Source organism: Enterococcus sp. AZ196 (assembly GCF_050498845.1).
Lineage (GTDB): Bacteria > Bacillota > Bacilli > Lactobacillales > Enterococcaceae > Enterococcus_A > Enterococcus_A murrayae.
Genome location: NZ_JBIPAM010000002.1, coordinates 167,698 through 189,020, shown reverse-complemented (window position 1 = coordinate 189,020; position 21,323 = coordinate 167,698). Strand labels below are relative to the sequence as shown.

At 39.2% G+C, this 21,323-nt stretch carries 21 protein-coding genes; 17 read left to right on the top strand and 4 right to left on the bottom strand.

The window, feature by feature from the left end:
- Positions 1-83: 83 nt before the first annotated feature.
- Together IGI67_RS18695 and IGI67_RS18690 are read right to left on the bottom strand one after the other, a co-directional pair.
- A complete protein-coding gene (locus tag IGI67_RS18695; RefSeq protein WP_429958809.1) occupies positions 84-1,190 on the bottom strand; it encodes an ABC transporter ATP-binding protein in 1,107 nt (368 codons plus the stop codon).
- A 66-nt stretch (positions 1,191-1,256) separates the two neighbouring features.
- Complete coding sequence (locus tag IGI67_RS18690) at positions 1,257-2,270, bottom strand: GntR family transcriptional regulator (RefSeq protein WP_429958808.1); 1,014 nt, start codon at positions 2,268-2,270, stop codon at positions 1,257-1,259.
- Between the two features lie 134 nt (positions 2,271-2,404).
- On the opposite strand from IGI67_RS18690, the gene IGI67_RS18685 reads away from it, so the two are divergent.
- The 6 genes from IGI67_RS18685 (at position 2,405) to IGI67_RS18660 (ending at position 9,694) form a co-directional block, all read left to right on the top strand.
- Positions 2,405-3,298, top strand: a complete 894-nt coding sequence (locus IGI67_RS18685) for a carbohydrate ABC transporter permease (RefSeq protein WP_429958807.1) — start codon at positions 2,405-2,407, stop codon at positions 3,296-3,298.
- 2 nt (positions 3,299-3,300) lie between these two features.
- Entirely contained in the window at positions 3,301-4,128 is an 828-nt protein-coding gene (locus tag IGI67_RS18680) for a carbohydrate ABC transporter permease (protein ID WP_429958806.1), read from the top strand.
- A 6-nt stretch (positions 4,129-4,134) separates the two neighbouring features.
- Positions 4,135-5,535 carry an ABC transporter substrate-binding protein gene (locus tag IGI67_RS18675; RefSeq protein WP_429958805.1) on the top strand — a complete coding sequence of 467 codons (1,401 nt, stop codon included), beginning with the start codon at positions 4,135-4,137 and terminating at the stop codon, positions 5,533-5,535.
- A gap of 14 nt (positions 5,536-5,549) precedes the next feature.
- Positions 5,550-7,280: a glycoside hydrolase family 2 protein gene (locus tag IGI67_RS18670; RefSeq protein ID WP_429958804.1), complete on the top strand. Its 1,731-nt coding sequence runs from the start codon at positions 5,550-5,552 to the stop codon at positions 7,278-7,280.
- Between the two features lie 9 nt (positions 7,281-7,289).
- On the top strand, positions 7,290-9,044 hold the full coding sequence (locus tag IGI67_RS18665) for a glycoside hydrolase family 2 protein (protein WP_429958803.1): 1,755 nt from the start codon (positions 7,290-7,292) through the stop codon (positions 9,042-9,044).
- A gap of 290 nt (positions 9,045-9,334) precedes the next feature.
- Positions 9,335-9,694, top strand: a complete 360-nt coding sequence (locus tag IGI67_RS18660; RefSeq protein ID WP_429958802.1) for a transposase — start codon at positions 9,335-9,337, stop codon at positions 9,692-9,694.
- On the opposite strand, the gene IGI67_RS18655 is transcribed toward IGI67_RS18660, so the two are convergent.
- Entirely contained in the window at positions 9,647-10,411 is a 765-nt protein-coding gene (locus tag IGI67_RS18655; protein WP_429958801.1) for a DeoR/GlpR family DNA-binding transcription regulator, read from the bottom strand. The genes IGI67_RS18660 and IGI67_RS18655 overlap by 48 nt on opposite strands.
- A 223-nt stretch (positions 10,412-10,634) precedes the next feature.
- Here IGI67_RS18655 and ulaG point away from each other — a divergent pair, with 223 nt between their 5' ends.
- From ulaG to tnpA, 8 genes are all read left to right on the top strand, one after another.
- Positions 10,635-11,702, top strand: coding sequence for an L-ascorbate 6-phosphate lactonase (ulaG, locus tag IGI67_RS18650; RefSeq protein WP_429958800.1), 1,068 nt, complete (start codon positions 10,635-10,637; stop codon positions 11,700-11,702).
- A gap of 16 nt (positions 11,703-11,718) precedes the next feature.
- The gene (locus IGI67_RS18645; RefSeq protein ID WP_429958799.1) at positions 11,719-12,174 is read left to right on the top strand and encodes a PTS sugar transporter subunit IIA; all 456 of its coding nucleotides are present in this window, start codon (positions 11,719-11,721) and stop codon (positions 12,172-12,174) included.
- A gap of 12 nt (positions 12,175-12,186) precedes the next feature.
- Positions 12,187-13,677 carry a PTS ascorbate transporter subunit IIC gene (locus IGI67_RS18640; protein ID WP_207108362.1) on the top strand — a complete coding sequence of 497 codons (1,491 nt, stop codon included), beginning with the start codon at positions 12,187-12,189 and terminating at the stop codon, positions 13,675-13,677.
- Between the two features lie 44 nt (positions 13,678-13,721).
- Positions 13,722-14,021 (top strand): PTS sugar transporter subunit IIB, encoded by a 300-nt coding sequence (locus tag IGI67_RS18635; protein WP_429958798.1) that lies wholly within the window; start codon positions 13,722-13,724, stop codon positions 14,019-14,021.
- Between the two features lie 14 nt (positions 14,022-14,035).
- A complete protein-coding gene (locus tag IGI67_RS18630; RefSeq protein ID WP_429958797.1) occupies positions 14,036-14,677 on the top strand; it encodes a 3-keto-L-gulonate-6-phosphate decarboxylase UlaD in 642 nt (213 codons plus the stop codon).
- A 2-nt stretch (positions 14,678-14,679) separates the two neighbouring features.
- Positions 14,680-15,543, top strand: a complete 864-nt coding sequence (locus tag IGI67_RS18625) for an L-ribulose-5-phosphate 3-epimerase (RefSeq protein WP_429958796.1) — start codon at positions 14,680-14,682, stop codon at positions 15,541-15,543.
- Positions 15,530-16,246, top strand: coding sequence for an L-ribulose-5-phosphate 4-epimerase (locus IGI67_RS18620; protein ID WP_429959808.1), 717 nt, complete (start codon positions 15,530-15,532; stop codon positions 16,244-16,246). The genes IGI67_RS18625 and IGI67_RS18620 overlap by 14 nt, the downstream gene beginning before the upstream one ends.
- A gap of 192 nt (positions 16,247-16,438) precedes the next feature.
- Positions 16,439-16,909 carry an IS200/IS605 family transposase gene (gene tnpA / locus IGI67_RS18615; RefSeq protein ID WP_429958795.1) on the top strand — a complete coding sequence of 157 codons (471 nt, stop codon included), beginning with the start codon at positions 16,439-16,441 and terminating at the stop codon, positions 16,907-16,909.
- Between the two features lie 114 nt (positions 16,910-17,023).
- On the opposite strand, the gene thyA is transcribed toward tnpA, so the two are convergent.
- Entirely contained in the window at positions 17,024-17,899 is an 876-nt protein-coding gene (thyA, locus tag IGI67_RS18610; RefSeq protein WP_429958794.1) for a thymidylate synthase, read from the bottom strand.
- Between the two features lie 240 nt (positions 17,900-18,139).
- Here thyA and IGI67_RS18605 point away from each other — a divergent pair, with 240 nt between their 5' ends.
- The 3 genes from IGI67_RS18605 to IGI67_RS18595 all read left to right on the top strand — a co-directional run bounded on the left by IGI67_RS18605 (position 18,140) and on the right by IGI67_RS18595 (position 21,293).
- The gene (locus tag IGI67_RS18605) at positions 18,140-19,174 is read left to right on the top strand and encodes a 2-hydroxyacid dehydrogenase (RefSeq protein WP_429958793.1); all 1,035 of its coding nucleotides are present in this window, start codon (positions 18,140-18,142) and stop codon (positions 19,172-19,174) included.
- A 266-nt stretch (positions 19,175-19,440) separates the two neighbouring features.
- Complete coding sequence (locus IGI67_RS18600) at positions 19,441-20,616, top strand: iron-containing alcohol dehydrogenase (RefSeq protein ID WP_207108356.1); 1,176 nt, start codon at positions 19,441-19,443, stop codon at positions 20,614-20,616.
- Positions 20,617-20,636: 20 nt separating this feature from the next.
- On the top strand, positions 20,637-21,293 hold the full coding sequence (locus IGI67_RS18595; RefSeq protein ID WP_207108355.1) for an L-fuculose-phosphate aldolase: 657 nt from the start codon (positions 20,637-20,639) through the stop codon (positions 21,291-21,293).
- Positions 21,294-21,323: the final 30 nt, after the last annotated feature.

Here is a 21,323-nt window from a genome sequence, read left to right as displayed (position 1 = left end):
TTTTGGGAGAGATTAATGAAAGCTGTTATAACCAATAATACAAAAAGACTGATAGTACTTTGCACTACCAGCCTCAACACAATTTACACCTGAATAGTCAGTTCGCTTTCAGGATCAAAGAAATGACTATTATTCAGATCCAATCCCAGCTCGACGACAGCGCCGGGCTTATGGAAATCTCGGGCATCTACTTTTGAGACAAACTCTGAATCGCCTGAACGTGCGTAAAGCATGGTTTCAGCACCTAATAATTCAGAGACGACAACTTCAGCTTTGATTACTGTTTCTGGGGTGGAGTCGATGAAAACTTGTTCTGCGTGAATATCTTCTGGACGAATCCCGAAGGTTACAGCTTGATTATCATAGCCTTTTTCCACCAATCCTTTATATTTTCCTTCAGGGACTTTTAAGCGAATCCCCGAATTGTTGACTAAGTAGCCATTTGAAAGAGTTACTTCAAAGAAATTCATGGCAGGGGAGCCGATAAAGCTTGCGACAAAAATATTTTCTGGTGCATTATAAACCTGCTGAGGAGTCCCGATTTGCTGAACGATTCCGTCTTTCATAATGACAATACGATCAGCCATCGTCATGGCTTCTGTCTGATCATGGGTAACATAGATTGTTGTTGTTTCGAGCCGTTGATGAAGCTTTGCGATTTCTGCACGCATGGCAACACGAAGCTTCGCATCTAGGTTAGATAAGGGTTCATCCATTAGGAAGACTTTGGCGTCTCTGACGATCGCACGGCCGAGAGCGACGCGTTGTCTTTGTCCGCCGGATAGAGCAGCTGGCTTGCGGTTTAGGTACTCAGTTAGTCCTAAAATTTCAGCCGCATGATCGACGCGCTGTTTGATATCTGCTTTATCTAGCTTGCGCAGCTTCAAGCCAAAGGCCATATTGTCGTAAACGGTCATATGAGGATAAAGGGCATAATTCTGAAAGACCATTGCAATATCTCGGTCCTTTGGTGCGACATCGTTCATTTTCTTTCCATTGATCAGAAATTCTCCCTCTGAAATATCCTCCAAACCGGCGATCATCCGCAAGGTGGTCGATTTTCCGCAGCCAGATGGTCCGACAAAGACAATGAACTCCTTATCTTTGATCTGGAGGTTGAAATCTGTCACTGAGTAATGGGTACTATTGTCATATTTTTTATAGACGTTTTGTAAAGCTAATTCCACCATGTTTTTCCCTCTTTTCTTCTTATTAATATCCCTTTACAAATAATTTTGATTTTCAATGTGTTCTTCTTAAGACAACGATCCTTTCGAAAGCATCGTCGGAACGAAGGTGAGCGTTGGATCACAGGTTTCGTCGTTAAGTAGTTTTTTCAAATTAGCGATGACTAATCGTGAGATTTCCTCGACGTCCTGCTCGATGTAATAGTTGCATCCCGCTGGATTATCGAAGGATAAATGAAAGATATTGTTTACCTCTGTATAATCATGGATCAGTTTTGACAGATGGGCATTTACCGTAATAACGACATCAGGCTTGTTCTTCTCTAAAAAAGCAATCAGCGATTCATTGGATTCAATTGTTGATGGAACGAATAACCAAAGATTTTTATCAATGGGTATTTGATTTTTTACGTAAGCGTATTCAATTCCTTTTGTACGATCGATTGTCGCGGAATTTTCTTCGACGGTTGTGACAAAGGCAAATTTTTTGAATCGTTTTTGTATGACCATATCTGCAAGTTTAAAGCCGGCGCTGAAATTATCAGAAGTCACACTGGTAATTCCCAGCTTATTGAAGTAACGGTCGACTAGCACTAACGGAAATTTTTCGAGGTGCAATCGTAAGATATCTTCATTATAGTTCTCTGACTCCGTTGGAAAAATGATCAGACCCTCTACACCGCATTCGATAAAGTAATGAATCAGATTGATTTCTTCTTCCATTGATTCTCGAGATAAACCAAAGAAGAAGCGTAATTTTTCTTTTCTGGCGAAAGCTTCTAAATGGCTTAGCAGTTGACGGTCGATACTTGTTTTCATGGTTGTAAAGATGAATCCGATGATCCGTTCTTTCTTTTCTACATTTTCAAAATCGACAAAGGTTCCTTTTCCGCGAATACGTTTCACATAGCCTTTTTCAGCTAGATTATTTAGAGCATTCTTGGCAGTAATCTGACTGACGTGGAACTGGGAGACAATTTCTGTTTCGGAAGGGATTCGATCTCCTTTTTTTAATTGTCCGTGCTCGATTTGTTGGATGAAGCTCTCTTCGATTTGCTTGTATAATGGAATATTTTTTTTCATGAGCATCACTCGATTTCAATTATTTTTTCTAAACAAAGTATAAAGGAAACTACCTGTTTAAAATATACTAAATATAGTATATATCCATATTTTTTTTTATATTAATATGGAGTCAAGAATAAGGAGGGCGTCTTATGGAGTATATAAAAAGGAAAGTGAATCGAACACTGCATTTGATATTCGTTGCACCATCCATGATATTTATTTTCTTTTTGGCAATTGTTCCATTAGTCTATGCGATCTTTTTAAGTTTTCGCAATTATAAGCTAACCATGCCAAACGGCAGTGCCCGATTCATTGGAATCGAAAATTATGTAAGCGTTATTAAAGATGAGGCGTTTGTCCAATCAATCAGCTGGACATTAATTTTCAGTTTGTTTGCGGTGACCATTTCAGTTGGAATTGGATTGCTTTTGGCGGTGCTGCTAACTAATTCCGAACAGAGCCGTGGCGTTCGCCTATTGAAGAGCTTTTTGATTTTACCAATGATGGTTGCCCCCGTTGTCTCGAGTACAATGTGGAAGATATTGTTTGGTGCTGTCTACGGTCCAATCAATTATTTGATTGAGCTGTTTAATGCCTCGGCAGTTTCTTGGACAGGTGAGACCTTACCTGCTCGGTTAGCGATTATCATCATTGATTCATGGGGGTCGATCCCTTTTTGTATGTTGATTTTCTTAGGTGCCTTGACCACCATACCAGATGAGCTGTACGAGAGTGCTTTAATTGATGGAGCGAGTGCTTTTACTTCATTTAGAAAGATTACTCTGCCATTGATTCGCAACTTTATTTCTTTAGTAGTCTCTTTACGATTGATGGATTCACTGAAGGTATTTGATCCGATCATGATCATGACGGATGGTGGACCTAGCGGAACAACGGAATCCATCGGCACGATGATGTATAAGATGGCTTTTCGGTACATGGATGTGGGTAGAGGTTCGGCAGCGGCAGTCATATTCTTCATTATTATTGCGATCGTATCCATAACAACACTAATGTTGACGCGAAAAGAGGAGGTGAAATAGCAATGAAAAAGAAAAAATTTCCACTATCATTGGCGCTCCTCGTCATCTTTACGATTATTTTCCTTTTTCCAATTTATTGGACGATCACGACAGCAGTGAAGCAGCCAAGTCAAATTATGGTCATCCCGCCAGAATTTATTCCGTCTAAGATAAGCTTTCAAAATTTTCGACAGGTGATCGCAGAGAATAACATGGGACAGTTCTTTTGGAACAGCTTATCGATCTCTATCTCTACAACGATCATCACGTTGATTATTGCCAGCTTTGCAGGATATGGCTTTTCTCGCTTTAACTTTAGAGGCAAGAAGCTGTCACTATTATTAGTGATCGCCGTCCGGATGATTCCAAGCTTGATATACATGATTCCTTATTACATTATTTTCAATCAGCTTCATTTGTTGGATTCCAAGATTGGCTTGACGATAGTTTATATTACTGCCAACTTGCCGCTAGCTATCTGGCTTTCAACGAGTTTCTTTGATGAACTGCCGAATGAAATATTTGAATCCGCCAAAATTGATGGCTGTACGGAATTTCAGATTTATTGGCGAATTGCTTTGCCTTTAGTTGTACCCGGTTTAGTCGTTATCTCCATATTAGTCTTTTTAGCTTCATACAATGAGTTTGGTACAGCGTTGGTTTTACTGTTTAACGATAGTACGAAGACATTGCCTGTAGGAATCAGCGGAATGGTGCAGCTTCAGAAGGATACACCATTTGGCCTACTCGCTGCGGCAGGTACGATCGCGATGATCCCAGCGTTCATTTTAGCGTTAACAACCCAAAAATATGTTCAGAAAGGAATTACCGCAGGAGCGGTAAAAGGGTAAAAAATTATGAAAAAGATTGGTTTGCTTTGTACAGTTCTTTTGTCATTAGTCGTTATTTCAGGCTGTGGCGGAGGAGGAGAAACAAAAGAGAGTGCCAAGAGTTCTGAACCGGTGGAATTGAAGACACCCGAAAAATTCGGTATTAAATTGGAAAATCTTGATGCTTCAGGTACGCTAGAGGGTCAATACAAAGGGAAAAAAATTACGGTCGCAACTCGAACTGGAGATCATGAAACAGCGTTGAAGGAAGCGGCTAAGTATTTTGAAGCAGCTTCTGGAGCAAAAGTGGAAGTCCAAAGTTTTCCTGCCGGTAATGATGAAGAGAAAATTCAATTAGATTTAAGTACGAGCCATACCTTTGATGCAGTATTGATGCCTGTAGCCAATATTCATTCTTACGCGGCTTCGGGTTATTTGAAGAAGCTGGATGATTATAAAAAGGTAGCTGATACTGAATTAGATATGGATGATTTCATTCCTTCTATCTTAGATCTATATGGTAAATATGATGGGAAATTATATGCATTCCCATACAAACCAGACACACAAATGCTGTTCTATCGAAAAGACATTTTTGAGGACGAAAAAGTAAAGGCAGCCTATAAAGAAAAAACAGGCAAGGATTTAGCAGTACCAACGACGAATGAGGAAATGGTTGAAGTAGCCAAGTACTTTACGAAAGCAAAAAATGCGGATTCACCTATAGATTATGGTTATATCAGTATGGGATCAACAACTAACAGTCGAGCAATCTGGATGAACCGTGAAGGTGAACAAACAGTTATTTCAAAGGATAATCAAGCGACTGTCGATAATGATGGTACGAAAAAAGCTATGGAAACGATGATGGAACTAAAAAACTATGCCCCAAAGGAATGGACTCAATTAGGTTGGGATGAAGCCAATGCGATGTTTGTTGAAGGAAAAGCTTTAATGATGGAGCAATGGCCAGGGCTGATCAATTCGATCAATGATGACAAATCTAAAATCAAGGATAAAGTTGGTTTCGCTGTAACACCAGGAAGTTCTCCGGTTCTAGGAGGCTGGTCAATCGCGGTAACAAATCATTCTGAAGAGGATGAGTTGGCCTACAAATTTATTGAGTTTGTGACTTCTAAGGATGCTGAGTTGTTAAAGGTGGAGCATACGATGGATCCTGTTCGTCAGTCAAATTACGAACGTGGAGAAGTAATGGAAAGCAATCCGATGTATCCTGTTTTATTAGATTCATTGACAAAAGGAAAGCAGCTGGTTGATGCTGATGTTCCCTATATTTCAGCTCAATTAAACGACATTTTAGAGGATGAAACACAAAATCTGTTAAACGGAAAACAAGACATTGATAAAACCACTGCAAACATGCAGAAGAAACTAAAAAAAGAAATCAGTAACGCAGAGATAGAATAAGGAGTTGTTCTCAAATGGATTTTTACCCACGTCCCCAATTTGAAAGAAAAGCATGGTTAGATTTAGATGGTCCATGGTCCTTTGATTTTGATGATCAAAGGATCGGAATTAAACACAAGTGGTATGAGACTCACGACTACAGCAAGGAAATCACTGTTCCTTTCGTTTACCAATCAGAGGAAAGTGGGATCAATTCTCAGGATATTCATGACTGTGTATGGTATAACAAAATGATTATTTTGGAAGAAGTCGATGCACCCAGAATCCTGCTTCATTTTGGTGCGAGTGATTATTACACCCAAGTTTGGGTAAATGGTCAATATTGTGGGGATCACAAAGGTGGGCATACTCCTTTTTCCTTTGATATTTCAAATCAAATTCAGGAGGATCGTCAGCTTAAAATTGATGTATGCGTGACGGACTATAGCTATGACGAACATTTACCTCGTGGGAAACAAAACTTCAAAGGAAAGTCAGAAGGTATTTTTTATACGGGAACGACGGGTATTTGGCAAACTGTCTGGTTGGAATTTACAGAACAAGACTATATTGATTCAGTTCGCTATATTCCCGACACAGTAGAAAATACTGTGAATATTTCGACAGAGGTACAAGCTCCCGCCAATGCCAAATTAGGAATAAGGATTTATCGTGGCAATGAAGTTATTGTCGATTCGACATCGATTATTAAGGGACATTCAATGACGGTTGATTTTGAAATCCCTGATTTTAATGACCATCACTATGGCTATTGGTGGAGTCCAGAGCATCCCAATCTATATGATGTGGAGCTTGTCCTATTGGTCAATGAACAAGAAGTTGATCGAGTGACCTCCTATTTTGGCATGCGAACCGTCTCTATTGAGCATCAGCTGATTTGCTTGAATCATATGCCTTTTTATACAAAATCAGTCCTATACCAAGGGTATTATCCAAACTCTCTGATGACGGCGAAAAGTGATGCGGAAATAAAAAAAGATGTAGAGCTAATCAAACAGATGGGCTTCAATAGTGTTCGACTACATCAAAAATATGAGAATCCACGGTTTCTATATTGGTGTGATAAATTAGGCTTGGTTGTCTGGGGCGAAGCGCCGAATGCCTATTCCTTCAGTAGGCGTTCAGTAGAAGAACTGCTGCAGGAGTGGCAACAGGCCATGAAGCGCGACTTTAACCATCCATCAATATGTGTGTGGTTGCCGTTAAATGAAAGCTGGGGAGTGCCAAAGATTAAAAATTCAGTCGTGGAGCAGTCATTTGCAAACACGATGTATTATTTAACGAAGGCACTTGATCCGACGCGTTTAGTGCTTTCAAACGATGGCTGGGAGCACACGATTTCTGATATTTGTACGATCCATGATTATGATGCGGATATAGAGAAACTCAAAGAACGATATACCTCCGTATCAGCTGTTTTAGAAGGGCCACAAGGTCGAAGAATCTATGTCGGTGATTATAGCCATGACGAAGAACCGATGATTTTAAGTGAATTTGGTGGTATTGCTTTTGAAGAAACAAGTGAAGATAACGCTTCGTGGGGCTATTCAGGGGCGAGTACATCCAAAGAGTTTGAAGAAAAAGTCTTGACGATTATCTCAACAATCCAAGCCTCTGAATTGCTGCAAGGATATTGTTATACGCAGTTCAATGATTTAGAGCAGGAGGTCAATGGATTGCTTACAATGGAGAGAGAACCAAAGCTGGCACTAGAGTTGTTAGCTAAGATCAATCAAATGAAGTAGGTGGAGAATATGGCACAATTAATCAAGCACCCTAACCCTCAATTTAGAAGGACTAGTTGGACTGACTTGAATGGCACTTGGGATTTTCGTTTTGATTTATTGAGGGAAGGTTTGTTACAGGAGTGGAACAAGGGATTTAAACCTACTCATAAGATTGAAGTGCCCTTTGTTTATCAAAGTGAACGCAGTGGTATTCATGAGACAACGTTTTGTCCAGTCGTTTGGTATCAGCGGACACTGAACAAAAAAGCTGTAAATGATCAAAGAAATATTATCCATTTTGAAGCGGTAGATTATAGGACGACAGTTTGGGTCAACGGTGCTTATGTTGGAAAACATGTTGGTGGAAATAGTCGATTTTCATTTGATCTCACCTCTTTCCTAACAGAAGAAGAGAATCTCCTTGTTTTACGAGTGGAGGATTCGCTTGAAGATATGACGATTCCTCGTGGAAAACAATATTGGAAAGAAACAGCGGAAGTGATGTGGTTCACGCAAATGACTGGTATCTGGCGTGATGTTTGGCTGGAGGATAAGAATCTGTATTCTGTTGAAACGATCCGTTTAACCCCTGATATTGACAAAAAGGAAGTTGAAGTAGAACTTCACTTTAGCGAAGAAGCTGCACTATCGGATTCGTTCACCTTAACACTCGAACTCACACTAGATGATCGAATTATTGCCAAGGAATCTCATTGGGCGCGTGGTAAGTATTTGAAATTCTGTGTTGGTATTGACGATTTTAATGATCATGGGCTTGGTAACTGGTGGTCTCCCGAACATCCCAACTTGTACGATCTAAAGCTTGAACTCGACGTTGATAATCAGTTAGTGGATACTGTTTACAGTTATTTCGGTATGCGAAAAATCAGTATCGAGAACAATAAGTTTTGTCTGAATAATCGTCCTTATTTTTTTTCATCAGTGCTGGATCAAGGATATTTTCCTGATTCCATATTGACTGCCCCATCCTTCGAGGCTTTGGAAAATGACATACAGTGGATCAAAAAACTAGGTTTCAACGGTGTTCGAAAACACATGATGAGTAGTGAAAACAACTATTTGTATCTCTGTGATTATTATGGATTATTAGTCTGGAGCGAGATGGCGGCGGCCTATGACTACTCAGAGGAATACGCCTATCAAATGGTCGATGAATGGAAGGTGGTTCTTCAGCAAGGCTATAACCATCCCTGTATTGCTGCATGGGTTCCATTGAATGAAAGTTGGGGAGTTCCTGATATCTATCATTCAAAAAAGCAGCAGGCTCATGCTCAAACCTTGTACTACTTAACCAAGTCAGTCGATGATACTCGTCCAGTCATTTCAAATGATGGCTGGGAGCATTGTCAATCTGATCTGTTCACAGTACATGACTATTCCAGTGACGAAATCTCCTTAGCAGAAAGATACAGTAGTGTTGACAAAATTATTGCTGATATGCCAGGATTATGCGGCCGAAAATTTCTGTTCTGTCCAGGATATAAGTATGAAGGACAGCCAGTAATGTGTACAGAAATGGGTGGAATCAACTATCGCTTAGGATTAGGGATGAACGTTGAACCAAACGTATCGAACGCAGATGATTTCGTCGAGGAAATTAGAAAAGTGATCAATATCTATAAACAAAGTTCGATAATAGAGGGTTTTTGTTATACACAATTGACCGACACAGAAACAGAAATCTGCGGCCTTCTCACTTGGGATCGTGAACCAAAGGCATCTGCTGAAAAACTAAATGCTATATTTAGTCCCGATAAATAAATGTGCTATGTAGACTGATCATCATTTATTGATGGTCAGTTTTTTAAAATTCAAAACATTTTTTGACGAAAGGAGTCACAGGAACAATAATGTTTTGTTTAAAAGAGAATACACCAAATGCATATGCGACACTTTTAAATTACTTTCTAAATGAAAAGAATTTATTGGAGTCACATATTCCATAAAACAGTGATTCAAACTTTTAGGGAAAGACAATTTCGGTGTTCATTAGTTATCACTTTTGCATTCAAATGATGTTTCTCATCTAAAATAACTAGAGCTCTTCGGTAGTGAATACAACGCTAGAATACTTCAAAGCCAAACAGCGTGCACTGCTTTCAGCACCAGAAACCAGATCAAGCTATGCCCAATGCAAAATTGATGTGGAATCAATTTTCGGTCATCTGAAGGCTTGCTTAAGTTGGACACGCTTGTCTGTTCGAGGAATAGACAAAGGAAGGAACGAAGTAGGAATCACCTTATTGGCAGTCAATTTCAAGAAACTATCCCTTAGTCAGCAATACAAGAAAAAGAAAGCTGATCAAAAATGGAAAAACAGGAGACAAAATCGTATCAGTGATTTTGTCTCCTGTTTTTTCTGTTTATTCGATTTGAATGACTTTTACATCAGTGTTTCTGATCTCGTTTAAGACTTTTTCGGAACAAAATTGATCAGTAATTAGATAATCAAAAACCGAAATATCAGCAATTTTAAATTTCGATGTTAAACCAATTTTGCGATGATCGGCAACTAAAATCTTACATTTAAACGTTTGATTAATCATCATTTCATTAATGGTTGATTCATTCAATATTTTTGTAGTCACGCCGCTCTCAATGTTTACTCCGCTGCATCCGATGATACAAACATCCGCATTCATGGAAGAAATAGTGTTTAAAGCAATATCACCAACTAAGGCCTCCTTCGGGAAGCGCATTTCCCCGCCAGTCAGAATATAGTTACAATTTTCTTTATGAGGAGAATAATTGATTTTGACATTGTTAGTAACAATTGTCAGATGATTGGAACGAACGAATTCAAGCGTTTTCAAAGCAGTGGAGCTTGAATTAATGAATACGGTATCATAATCATTGATGTATTTACTAGCTTCACGTGCGATGGCCTGTTTTAGTCTTTCTGGCCCGGATTGATCAAAGTCCGTCTTATTTTCATAATTATAGGAGCAATAGCCATAATTACGAATAATCTCATTTTTTTCTTCTAATAAGTTTAAATCTCTACGGATCGTACTGATTGAAACGTTTAAAGCCTCAGCCAACTCGAGAGCCGTCATCTGTTCTTTTTGCTGGAGCAGTTCCAAAATGTCCCTTTGGCGCTTGTCGATATTGACCAGTGAATTCTTCATTATGTTACCTCCTATATGATGCTCTTTCTAGATAAATGATTTTCCTGAAGCGAAACATTCATTTAAAACTCTTCGACTAATCATATTATACTAAGAAAATCATTAAGATCGCAAAGAAGATCATATAAAAAGTAAAAGGTCATATAAAAGGGTTTTCATAACTCTTGTTACACCTTATGATTTAAATGTAAGTCATATCAAATTTATGTGAGGAGCAATTATAATGAGTAAACAAGTCAAGGACGTTACAAAAGAAAGTTGGATTTTATCTACTTTTCCTGAATGGGGCACATATTTGAACGAAGAAATCGAAACAGAAGAAGTAAAAGAAGGAACGTTTGCGATGTGGTGGCTAGGCTGCACTGGCATTTGGCTAAAGAGTCATGAAGGAACTAATATTTTGTGTGATTTATGGTGTGGCACAGGCAAGCGCAGTCATGGAAACGGTATGATGAAAAAAGGTCATCAAATGATGCGCATGAGCGGTGTTCAAAAAATGCAGCCGAATTTACGAACGCAACCATTTGTAATTGATCCTTTTGCAGTCAAAAATGTAGACGCTTTAGTAGTTACTCATATTCACTCGGATCATTTAGATATTAATACTGCTGCAGCTGTGCATCAAAATTGTCCGGATGCGAAATTTGTCGGACCGAAAGAAGTTGTAAATACTTGGTTGAAGTGGGGAATACCTGAAGAAAAAACGATCATCGTTAAGTCTGGTGATGAAGTGAACATCAAAGATATTAAGGTCGTTGCATTGGAAGCCTTTGATCGTACTGCATTAGTTACTTGTGAAGATCCAGAAGTAACATTAAAGGACAAAATGCCGCAAGACATGGATGAGATTGCTGTGAACTATTTATTTGAGACATCCGGTGGAAACCTTTATCACGCAGGTGATTCTCATTATTCTAATATGTTCGCAAAACATGGGAACGAGCATAAAATCGATGTTTGTTTAGGAGCCTATGGTGAAAATCCTCGTGGAATTACCGATAAAGTGACATCGGTTGATATGCTGCGAATGGCTGAATCATTGAATGCCAAAGTAGTCATTCCTGTTCATTATGATATTTGGGCAAACTTCATGGCTGATCCGAAAGAAATCACCGAAATATGGAAATTTAAAAAAGATCGTTTGAAGTATGATTTCAAACCGTATATCTGGCAAGTGGGTGGTAAATTCACTTACCCAACGAATAAAGATGACATGGAGTTCAATTTTTATCGTGGGTTTGATGATGCATTTTCTGTGGATAATGATACACCATTCCCTTCATTTTTATAGGAAAGAGGTAAATAGCATGCTGAAATATTTTTTCGATAATGGCTTAGTAAAATATTCCGATAAAAAAATCACTGATTGGAAAGAAGCAATCAGTGAAAGCTGTCAATTACTATTAGATAAACAACTGATTGATCAAACATATGTGGATGAAATCATTCATTGTGTTGAAGAACATGGCCCCTATATCGTTATTGTGCCACAAGTGGCGATGCCTCACTCTTCTGAAGAGAGTAGCGGGGTGTTTGGGACAGCTATCTCATTTACTAAAATGCTGGAACCAATTCAATTTGAGAGTGAAGAAGATAAATCAGCTATTTTGTTCTTTACTTTGGCAGCTAAAAATGCGGAAGAGCATATGGAAAATATCCAAAACTTGTCTGAATTATTGATGACAGAGGGGTTGATAGAACGTTTAGCAGCAACCAATTCAATCGAGGATTATCAAGCGGTGATGAATGAGTACAAGTTATAGGAGGAAAAAATAATGGGTGACTTTTTATTAACTATTTGGACATATTTTGCAACAAACATCTTAACGCAGCCGGCGTATCTGATTGGTTTTATCGTACTGCTAGGTTATATCTTATTAAAGCGTCCGCTTTATGAATGCATCGCAGGATTTTTAAAAGCAACTGTCGGATACTTCATTTTAACGGTTGGTTCTGGCGGCTTGGTCAATAACTTTCGTCCCATTCTAGTTGGATTAAAGGAACGGTTCAATTTGGATGCGATGGTTACCGATCCTTACTTCGGTCAAAACGCAGTGGATGCTGGGTTGAAGGAAACTTTTGGTCGGACATTCGGTGATGTCATGATTTTATTATTGATCGCTTTTGTTATGAACATTTTATTGGTTCGATTCCAAAAATATACTAAATTACGTTCAGTCTTCACAACCGGAAATGTGCAGATTCAACAATCAGCAACTGCTTTCTGGATTTTATTATTCTGTTTTCCAGATTTAGGAAGAATTCAGGTATTGATCTTTATGGGGTTGATTTTAGGTTGTTATTGGGCAGTTGCGTCCAATTTGACGGTAGGAATTACTCAGGAGTTGACAGAAGGAGCCGGTTTTGCCGTTGCCCATCAGCAAATGTTTGGGATTTTCATTTTTGCGAAGTTAGCTGAATGGATGAGAAAACGTGATAAGAGAAAAAATAAAGCTGAGAAAATTGATAAAAAATTGGAAGATATCGAACTGCCAGGTTTCTTGTCTATATTTAATGAAAACATGGTAGCGACCTCGTTATTGATGCTTTTCTTCTTTGGAATTATTTTATTGGTATTAGGTCAAGATTATTTAATCCAAGCAGAATTTATGCAAGAGGGGCAAAGTTTCCTATTTTATATTATGACGACTTCATTGAACTTTGCGGTTTATCTAGCTATTTTACAATTAGGTGTTCGGACCTTCGTTGATGAATTAACACAATCCTTCCAAGGAATCTCAAATACGATTTTACCAGGAGCAGTTCCTGGGATCGACGTAGCAGCTACTTTTGGTTTTGGTTCGCCAAACGCTGTAACGATTGGTTTCTTATTCGGTGCTTTAGGTCAATTCTTAATGATTGCTTTATTGATCTTGTTCAAATCACCAACAATCGTTATTGCCGGTTTTATCCCATTGTTCTTTGACAATGCTGTAATTGCTGTTTTTGCGAATAATCGTGGTGGCTTCAAAGCAGCTTGTATCTTCCCATTTCTTTCCGGGATCATTCAAGTTGGCGGTTCAGCGATCTTCGCAACATGGATCGGCATGTCGAAATTTGGCGGGTATATCGGAATGTTTGATTGGGCAACAGCTTGGCCGCTGTTCACGGTAATTATGAAGGTCCTTGGCTATGTCGGAATCGCAGTGGTTGTTATTGGATTATTAATTATTCCACAATTACAATATCGTAAAAATCCGGATGGTTACTTTATGATTGTAGATGATTATGAACAATATGCAGAGAAATATCAGGAACAAAACTAGATTTTATTAATAAAATAATACGAAATATTTAGGAGGAAATAATTATGAGAATTTTAGTATCTTGCGCAAACGGATCAGGAACAAGCTTAATGATGATGAGAAGTGTGGAAAAAGCGATGAAAGAATTAAGTGTACCAATCACCAAAATTCACCATTGTGCGATTTCAGAGGGAAAAAGTTCAGCAACTCAATATGATGTTGTTTTCACGCCAGTGAATTTCTTAAATATGTTTACTCAAGCAGAAAAAAAGGGAGTAACCGTTATCGGTATCAAAAACGTGATGTCTGCTAAGGAAATCGGTGAAAAATTTGCGGAATCAAAATTGTATCAAAAAACTAAGTAAAAGAGGAAATCAAAATGAGTAGACCAAAATTACAAATTGCTTTGGATCACAATGAGTTAGAAGCTGCATTGGCCGATGTTTTTAAAGTTGGTGAAATCGTCGATATCATTGAAGTTGGAACGATTTTGTGCCTGCAAGAGGGACGAAAAGCCATCAGCTGCGTTCGCAGTATGTTTCCTGAAAAAACCATTGTGGCTGATACCAAATGTGCTGATGCCGGCGGAACTGTTGCTAAAAATGTAACAGATGCCGGAGCTGATTTCATGACCGTAATCTGCTGTGCTACAATTCCAACGATGGAAGCAGCCCAAAAAGAAGTAAAGGAATTGCAGGTAGAGCTATATGGCGACTGGACCTATGAACAAGCTGCTGAATGGCGAAGAATTGGCATCAAGCAGGCAATTTATCATCAAAGTCGCGATGCACTGCTTTCGGGTGAAACATGGGGTGAAAAAGATCTATCGAAAGTTAAAAAACTAATCGAAATGGGATTTGATGTTTCTGTGACGGGTGGTTTGAATGTGGATACCTTGAAATTATTTGAAGGTATCGAAGTCTATAACTTTATTACTGGACGAGGCATTTCAGGAGCTGCTGACCCGGTGAAAGCTGCGACTGACTTCAAAAACGAAATTATTCGTATCTGGGGGGAATAATAGTGGCTCAGATTGGAATCTATGAGAAGGCGCTGCCAAAAGATATTTCTTGGAAAGAGCGTTTTGAATTAGCAAAGGAATTAGGTTTTTCCTTTATTGAAATGTCGATTGATGAGACAGACGAGCGATTAGCTCGTCTGGATTGGTCCAACGAAACAATCAGTCAATTGCGAGATGATATGTTTGAAACCGGTGTTCGAATCAACTCGATTTGTTTAAGCGGCCACCGCCGATTTCCTTTTGGATCTTCGAATAGAGATAAGCAACAAAAGGCAAAAGAAATGATGACGAAGGCTATTCAGTTCGCTCACAAATTAAGTATCAAAGTGATTCAAATAGCAGGTTATGATGTATATTACGAAGAAAAATCGATGCTTTCTAGAGAAGCGTTCATTGAAGGTCTTAAATCAAGTGTGAAAACAGCTTCAGAATACGGGGTTATTCTATCAATTGAAATCATGGATGATCCCTTTATGAACTCGATTACTAAATTTTTGGAAATTAAAAAGCAAATTCATTCGCCCTACTTACAAGTGTATCCTGATTTAGGCAATCTCTCAGCTTGGCCAGAAAACAATCCAGGTGTCGAGCTGGAAAAAGGGATCGACTGCATTACGTCGATTCACCTAAAAGATACTTACCCAGTTACAACTAAATCCGCGGGTCAATTCCGCGATGTTCCTTTTGGACAGGGATGCGTTGATTTCTTAGGGTTATTAAAGAATTTAAAACGTTTAGAATATGATGGAACCTTTTTGATTGAAATGTGGAGTGAAAAAAGTCCTGATTTTAAAAAAGAAATCGAAACAGCCAAAGAATATCTTTATCCGAAGCTGAAGGAGGCGGGTTATGATGTCGTCGCGTGAACAAATCATTGCTGAAATGAAACAGCGAGTATATGAAGCAAATTTAGAACTACCTCAATATGGTTTGGTTAAATTAACTTGGGGAAATGTGAGTGAGATTAATCGTAAGCTAGGCGTGATTGTGATTAAACCAAGTGGCGTAAAATATGAAAAGATGACGGCCGATCAGATGGTGGTCACTGATCTGGTGGGAAATCCGTTAGAAGCAAACAGTATGAATCCATCTTCAGATTTACCAACGCATGTAGTTTTGTACCAGTCGTTCGAACAAATCAAGGCTATCGTGCATACACATTCAACAAATTCTGTGATGTGGGCACAAGCCGGACGTGATTTACCAGCATATGGAACGACGCATGCAGATGCTTTTTATGGAAAGATACCTTGCACACGTCAGTTAACTGAAACTGAAGTGAAAGAAGCCTACGAAAAAAATACGGGGCATGTGATTGTCGAGACCTTTCAAGAAAGAAAGTTAAAAGCAAATGAAATTCCCGGGGTATTAGTTTATGGACATGGGCCCTTTACTTGGGGAGAAACGCCGGCAAAGGCTGTGGAAAATAGTTTAATTTTGGATGAAATCTGTTTGATGGCTAAGGAAAATGAACAAATCAATCCAGCAATTCACGAGATTCCTCAATATTTATTAGATAAACATTATTACCGTAAACATGGAGCCCATGCTTATTATGGACAAGGATAGAGAAATGCGACCAGTCATTTGACTGATCGCATTTTTTATTAATGACTTCAGTCAGTTTCGCTCGCGCTAGCGAGCGAAACAAAAAAACCGCGCGTTTCTACGCGTAGACGAAAGAGCTTTAGCGTTAAAAACTCCTTTCGATAGACTACTAAGTGGCTACCAACCGCTCATTTTATCGAAAGGAGTTTTTCTATGCCATCAAATGACGACAAAAGTTTATCACATGCACGCTGGAATTGTAAGTACCACATCGTGTTCACACCAAAATACAGAAGGAAAGTAATTTATGGTGAGTTAAGAAAAGATATCGGAAGAATTTTGCGTAAACTTTGTGAGATGAAAGAAGTAGAAATCATCGAAGCTCATGCAATGCCAGATCATATCCACATGTTAGTAAGAGTTCCACCGAAAATAAGCATTTCTCAGTTCATGGGATTTTTAAAAGGCAGAAGTGCGACTCTGATCCATGAGCAGCATGGAAACTTAGTCTATAAATATGGGAATAAAAGTTTCTGGTCCAAAGGATATTACGTAAGTACAGCGGGGTTGAATCAAAAGACAATCGCAAAATATATAAGAGAGCAGGAATCAGATGATCGTATTCGAGATAGTATAAGTAAACGAGAATACGTTGATCCATTCAAGAGTAAGAAAAAGAAATAAAGTAGCGAGCGCCGAGCGGTTGGCGGTCTTTTGGGAAGCTCCATTTATGAAGTACGTGAGTGGGGACCTCTTCTAGAGGTGTTAAAAAGCCACCCGTTTTCACGGGTGGATGGGTTACTCCGCTATTTCATATTTGATAACGCCATTATGTTCATAGTTTTCTAGCTTCACATCTGACAAACGACGTTCAAAGAATGAGCGCTCTTTGCCGTTTTCGTCGTATTTATCTGGTAACACCAATGTTGGTTCGCTGTTTGGAACTGGTTGAGACAGCTGTTCTGTCAATGCATCAATATGACGGTCGTATACATGCGCGTCGTCGATACACCAGTGCATCGTGCCTAGTTCGAACCCTAACTGATCGGCAATCAGGCGATGCAATACGGCATATTGATATACGTTGAAGGGATTGCCTAATGCCATGTCAGCAGAGCGCTGCTTAACATGCAGATCAAGGACGCCTTTATTGACCTTCCAGTTGGTTGCCCAAACGCAGGGCTCCAAGGTCATTTCGTCTAGATCATCAACATCCCATAGGCTAGTCATGATGCGGCGTGAACCGGGATTGTTTTGTAATTGATGCAAAACGTATTCAACTTGATTTAGTTTTTCTTCGTGATCGGGCAGCTTACGGCATTTTTTTGCTAATTGGAAGCCGTATGCTTTGCCGATTGTATTGTTTTCGTCGACCCATTCGTTCCAAACCTTACAATTGTGGTCCTGCAACCAAGTCACATCATTGGATAATTCTTGCCAGATCCATTCCAATTCGATCAACGGCGTTTTTTGGAATACGCGTTTAGATTTCAAAATGGGAATGCCGTCTTCAGGTGTGATCTTAAAATTAACACCTTGGATAAAACGAGTGGGCGCAGGGCTGCCGTCTGCATATTTTGCCCGTACCAAAGCAGGGTCTTGATCGGTACCATTTTCAATGATATCTAGGACAACATCGCGATAAATTTTGTCGAAGCCAGTATATTCAGTCACAAGAATTCTCCTCTTTTTTTGCTTTTGTCTGAGTTTAACATATTCCAGCCGATTCGTGGATTAAAAATTCCTTACATAACTCAGGATATCTTCGAAAGACAAATCCCTACAGTCGTGAAATAAATTTCTAAATGTGAAATAAATTAAAAAAACTGTTGACTTTCTGATGAAAGGGCTTTATGCTCGAATTAAGAAATAAATTTCTATTAAAGAAATAAATTTCAAAGGAAGGGGAAAACGATGAATATTCTATTTACGGCTGAATATGATGAAGCTCTCATCGAAGAAGTGAAACAGTTAGGTGATGTGGACATTCAAGGATGGGCTAAAGGAATTGGCAAGCTTTCGGAAAAAGAATTGATTCCATTGGTTGATAACGTGGAGGTGATTGTCACTAGCTACGATGACATTACAAAAGCGATCATCGATGCAGCACCTAAGCTGGAACTAATCTTTTGTACCCGTGCAACACCAGTCAATGTTGATGTTGACTATGCACAAGAGAAAGGAATCAAGGTTTTATTCACACCAGGAAGAAATTCTGATTCCACTGCAGAGCTGACAATTGGTCTGATGTTGTCGATTGCTCGAAAAATTCCTTTTGCTTATGAACAGCTCAAAAAAGGAAATTATACCGCGAGTAGTAATAAAGGTAATCGGGCGAAGGAAGGTTTGAAACGAGATGTGGTTTGGGGTGTTGGACCTCAAAGTCCTTATGTGGTCTTTAAGGGGATAGAGTTGAAGGGTAGAACTCTAGGGATTATCGGGTATGGAAGTATCGGTCGAAGAGTCGCAGCAATCGCTCGAGGATTTGGGATGCGAATACTGGTATTTGATCCATATGTCTCGAACGTCGATGTGGATACGTTAATTACGGAAAAGGTCGGAATCGAAGAATTACTAACAGAATCTGATTTCATCTCAGTTCATTTGAAAGTTTCAAAGGAGACAGAGAATTTTATTAATAAATCCTCTTTTGCAAAGATGAAAGACTCCGCATATTTTATCAATTGCTCAAGAGCAGCAGTAGTGAATGAAGAGGATTTGATTGAGGCGCTGAGGACGAAGCAAATTGCCGGTGCTGGTTTAGATGTTTTTTCGACAGAGCCGATCCCAGTGAGTCATCCATTTATCCAAGAACTAGATAATGTGGTGATTACTCCTCATATCGCTGGGGCAACAACAGATGTATTAACAAACCATACAAAGATGATCATCCAAGAACTAGATCGGTTTAAAAAAGAAGAACCCCTTCTTTATGAATATAAACAATAGCAAAAATGAAAAGCCAACATAAACACATTCCAAATCAATCTATCGGGGTGTGACAAGATCGTACTGAGAAACTGCAGTTCAACCTGCATAAAACGAATGCTGTGAATGAGAAGCTGGTTGCAGGACTCTTCTAAGGCCTATAAAAACCAAAGAGGAAACACTTCCTTCTCATTTTAACAGCTTAAGCAACATGATGGATAAAAGGCATGACTAAAAACAATAGTGATGTCTTAGAACCTATAAATATATTGTAATAGGAGGAGAACATGAGAAATTTTCAGTATTACAGTCCAACGAAAGTAATCTTTGGTAGGGGACAGTATGGTTGCTTAGGAGAAAATGCTCGCCAGTTCGGTCAACGAGCGTTATTGGTTGAGATCGAAGGTCCGTTGAAAGAGCTAGGAGTCTTTCAGCAAGCAATCGATTCGATGGAAGCAAAAGGCATGACGGTTTTTGAGCTAGGTGGTGTAACGGCGAATCCTCATTTGACAGTGGTTGATGAAGGAATCAAATTGGCCAAAGAAAAAGATGTGGATGTGATTGTAGCTGTTGGTGGAGGCAGTTCGATTGATACTGCAAAGGCGATCAGTTTGGGTGCAGCAAGTGACTCAGATATTTGGGATTATTTTACAGCAAGCAAGCAGGCAACAAAGAAAAAGCCAGTTGTAGCAGTTTCAACGATTGCCGCTTCTGGATCTGAAATGAGTTGCCATTGTATTTTGACGAATGATCGCAGCGCAAATAAAGCGGATTGGAAAAAATGGGCGCTGCATGATGAATTATTATTTCCAGAAATTGCAATCGTGGATGCTGAATTAGTAAAGACTGTTCCTAAGCGACTAACTGCAGCAGGTATGGCGGACATCAATTCTCACGTATTAGAGGGATACTTCGATGACCAAGTAACGAATAATGATTTGGGCGATTATTTGGCTGAAGGTGTTGTTAAGACGATTTTAGAAAATGATAGCGTTTTAGAACAACTGAATGATATTGATGCTCGTGAGAATATAAGCTGGGCGGCGACATTGGCAATGAATGGAATAGCTGATTGCGGACGAGACATGAAGGGATTTCCTTGCCATTGGATTCAGCATGCGGTGGGGGCAATGACCAACTCATCCCACGGTGAAGGTCTCGCTGTAATTGAACCAGCATGGTTGAAAAATGAACTTAGGAAAGATCCAACGAAGTTTATTCGTTTCAATCAAAATGTTCTGCACCTAGAACGTCAAAACAATATGAGCGACGTGGAATATGCTGAAGCAGGTATCAATCTTTTAAGACAAAAATATGATGATTGGGGGTTACCGTCAACGTTAAGAGAGTTGGGTGTGACAAAAGAAATGATTCCGAAGATCATTGAGGAGATTATGAATAACAACGAAGCGTATGAGTTTGATCCAAAAGACATTCAAATAACTTTGGAAAGTTGTTACTAAAAAAGGAGAGCTGAAATTAAATGATGGAAAAAGAAAAGGAACAGATTGTTGAGTATGGAAAGAAATTGATTACAAGCGGATTAACTGCAGGAACGGGCGGAAATATCAGTATTTATAATCCAGTAGAAAAGTTGATGGCCATCAGTCCAAGCGGTATCGATTATTTTGAGACAAAAGTGGAAGATGTCGTGCTCATGGACTTAGATGGAAATATTGTTGAAGGAGATCGGAAACCATCTAGTGAATGGTCGATGCATATGATTTATTATCAAAAACGCGGGGATGAAATCCGAGCGGTAGTGCATTCTCATTCCACGTATAGTACTGTCCTAGCGATTTGTGGGATGGACTTGCCAGCGACAGATTATCAAGTGGCCATTGCTGGTGGAAATAATGTTCGATGTGCGGAATATGCGACTTTTGGCACACCAGAGTTAGCAGAGGTTTCTTTTGAAGCAATGAAGGATCGATATGCATGCTTCTTAGCAAATCATGGATTACTAGCTTGTGGACCATCGATTGAACAAACCTTTGCGATTGCGGAAGAAGTGGAGCGTTTGGCTGGTTTGCATTATATGGCTTGTACGCTAGGGAAGCCACAAGTTTTAGACGATCAAGAGATGGAATTGATGATTGAGAAGTTCAAAACCTATGGACAAGTACAAGTAGTGAGCTAAAAACTCATTTGTAAAACTTCCATGTAAAAG